Consider the following 3,451-nt stretch of genomic DNA (forward strand, 5'->3'; position numbering starts at 1 on the left):
ATAAGGGAGAGAACAGTTCTCTTCCTTATCTTATTATTCCAATATGAAATATTTTATAAATTGAAAATAATTTCTGAGAAGTTTTGGAGGCATTGAGATATGAAAAAAAGAAAAGTTGGTATCCCCAGAGCTCTGCTGTATTATTATTATTTTCCTTTCTGGCTTAAGCTTTTTTCGGAACTTAATTTAGAGCCTGTTATTTCTGACAGCACCTCCAGGGATCTGCTGAATAAAGGAGTAAAAAAGTCCTTATCAGAAATTTGTGTTCCCATAAAAGTGATGATCGGACATGTTTTAAATCTGGATCAAAAAGATGTGGACTATATTTTTATGCCGCGCTTTCGCTCACTTAAAAAAGATGTAGTTTTGTGTCCAAAATTTTTAGGTCTGCCGGATATGATCAGACATTCTCTACCCGGTTTAAAAACTGAGGTAATTGCTGATCAGATTGATTCAAAAAGTGATGATATAGCGAAATTTGATAATCATCAAAAACTGTCTAAAACTTTAAATATTCCTAAAAGAGAAATGAAATCTGCTTTAAAAAAAGCAACTGATTTCTGGCAGAGGTATAGAGACTTACTTTTTAAGGGTTATTTGATCGATGACTTTGCCGGAATAGAAGAACTAGAAATTTTAGAAGAGGTAATTACTAAATTTGAAAATGATCCAAAACCACCTCAGAGCAGAGATCAGAATTTAGAAGCTCCCGTAAATGAGGAAGTTGTTGATATTGCCGTGATCGGCTATGTCTACAATATTTTTGACCAGTATATAAATATGGATATAATAAATAAGCTAAAGGAAATGGGGGTCAGAGTTCATACTTTTTCGATGGTGGCAGAAGATATTATAGAAAAAGAATTGTCTAATCTGAGAAAGCCCATGTTTTGGGAGTTTACAAATAAACTTTATGGAGCAGCAGAACATTATTTAAAAAATGATGGGATAGATGGGGTTATTCATCTGACTGCTTTTGGCTGTGGACCTGATTCAATGCTGGGGCAGATTTTAGAAGTTGATGCTAAAGAATATGAAAAAACATTTATGACATTAAGGATTGATGAACAGACAGGTGAAAGCCATATTATCACTAGAATTGAAGCTTTTATCGATCTGATGCGGCTAAAAAAGGAGAATAATTAAAATGAGACTATCTTTTCCTTATATGGGACCAACAATTGTATATGCCAAATTATTTGAACTGCTGGGACATGATGTGGTAATGCCGCCCAAACCAGATAAAGAAATTATTGATCTGGGGGTAAAATACAGTCCTGAATTTGCCTGTTTTCCTTTTAAAGTGATTACTGGTATCTATTTAAAATTGATGGATAAGAATTTAGATGCTCTGGTTACCAGTGGTGGTCATGGACCCTGCCGGGCTGGATATTATGGTGAAGTGCACAAAAAAATCCTTCAGGATTTAGGTCATGAAGTGGAGATTATTGTTATTGACTCTCCTCATGATGATTATAAATACTTTTATGAGGTTATTAAACGATTAAAAGGAGACAGCTCCTGGCTGCAGGTCGGTCGAGTGATAAAAATTGTTTATGAGCTGACAAAAGCTTTAGATGAAATAGAAAAAAAGATAGAAATCTTAAGAGCCTATAATGACAAAGGAACAATTAATAAGCTCTGGATGCAGGCTCAGGAAGATTTTTACCAGATTAAAAATACTGCAGAGATAAAGGAAATTAAAAATAAATATTTAAATAAACTGATTAAATTTGAGGATTCAATTCCAGTTGAAGCTGAGCGCTATAAAATTGGAATTATTGGCGAAATTTATGTTGTAATGGAAGAGTCAATTAACAACCAGATTGAAGAAAAAGTAAATCGCTTTGGTTTTGAGGTTGAACGTTCCCAGTATCTAACAAACTGGATTAGAGAAAATGCTTTTCCGTTTCTCGACAGAGACTTAGAAAAAATTGAGAAAAAGGGAGAAGAATTTATTGAAATTGGAATTGGCGGTCATGCTCAGGGAAATATTGGTCATGCCATTAATTTTAAGGAAGAAGGCTTTGATGGGATTATTCATCTTAAACCCTTTGGCTGTCTGCCAGAACTGGTGTCTCAGAGTGTAATGGATGATCTATCAGAAAAATATGAGATACCTGTTTTAACAATTTCTATTGATGAACAGACTGCTGATGCAAATGTACTGACCAGAGTGGAAGCATTTTTGGATATGATCAGAGAAAAAAATTATAGGGAGGTTATGTAGATGAATAATCTTTATCTGGGTGTAGATATAGGATCAGTTAGTATCAATATTGTTGCTATTGATGAAGAAAACGAACTTGTTTTTAAACTTTATACCCGTAACTCAGGTAACCCCATCGAACTGGTTAAAGAAGGTTTAGCAAAATTAAGGGAAGAAATTGAACTTGAAAATTATAAGATTAGTGGAGTTGGAGTTACAGGCAGTGGGAGACAGCTGATTGCCTATGTGCTGGGTGCAGATACAGTTAAAAATGAGATTACAGCTCATGCCCGGGCTTCCACCTATTATCATCCTGAAGCCGGTACCATTTTTGAAATCGGGGGACAGGATTCCAAACTAATTATTGTGGAAGATGGTATTGCAGTTGATTTTGCGATGAACACTGTCTGTGCAGCCGGTACTGGTTCTTTTTTGGACCATCAGGCAGAAAGACTGGGAGTGCCCATTGAAGAATTTGGAGGTCTGGCCTTAGAAGCTGACCGAGATGTCAGGATAGCAGGCCGCTGTACGGTTTTTGCGGAATCTGACATGATTTCAAAGCAGCAGTATGGATTTACTAAACCTGAAATCATCAATGGTCTCTCAGAAGCACTGGTCAGAAATTACATGAATAACCTGGTTCGTAATCGAGTTTTAGAAGGAGAATATATCTTCCAGGGTGGTGTGGCAGCCAATATCGGAATCAAAGCAGCTTTTGAAGAAGAGATTGGAGCTGAAGTAATTGTCCCTGAACATCACGATGTAATGGGGTCAATTGGAATTGCTATGCTGGCCAAAAGAGATGTCAAAAGAAGTGGTCAGGAAAGCAGTTTTAGAGGTTTTGATTTAACAGAGCAGGAGTTTGAAACAACAAGTTTTGAATGTGAGGACTGTGCCAATAACTGTGAGGTAATCAAAGTCATAGCTGATAGTAAAGTGATTGCTGTTACAGGTGACCGGTGTGGTAAATGGACGGCATCTCTAATTGGTGATAGTGCTGCTGCTAATGCTGAGGGGAGTTCTGAGAAGGAAGAAAAAACAGCTGCTAAATCTTCAAAAAAACAGGATAAAGCTTCTAATCTAGATTCTGAAGAAATAGAAGTTGATCTTTATAAAGTAGATCTGGAAAAAGAGAAACAGGTTATGAAAGAATTAGAAGAGCTTGAAAAATCAGATGAAAATAAGAAAGAAGATAACAGTTTTGTTTAAATCTCTAGATAATTATTATCTTAACTGATTTTT

Annotated in this window: 2 protein-coding genes and 1 pseudogene; all 3 read left to right on the forward strand. The window is 35.9% G+C overall.

From position 1 onward, the window contains the following. Window positions 1–99 precede the first annotated feature (99 nt). Complete coding sequence (locus CI949_RS18730) at window positions 100–1,146, forward strand: acyl-CoA dehydratase activase-related protein (RefSeq protein WP_290769212.1); 1,047 nt, start codon at window positions 100–102, stop codon at window positions 1,144–1,146. 1 nt (window position 1,147) lies between these two features. Next, entirely contained in the window at window positions 1,148–2,230 is a 1,083-nt protein-coding gene (locus tag CI949_RS18735; RefSeq protein WP_073158352.1) for an acyl-CoA dehydratase activase-related protein, read from the forward strand. Then, window positions 2,231–3,196, forward strand: a pseudogene (locus CI949_RS18740) (acyl-CoA dehydratase activase); the annotation flags it as partial. It abuts the gene before it with no gap. Window positions 3,197–3,451 lie beyond the last annotated feature (255 nt).

Source organism: Halanaerobium sp. (genome assembly GCF_003070835.1).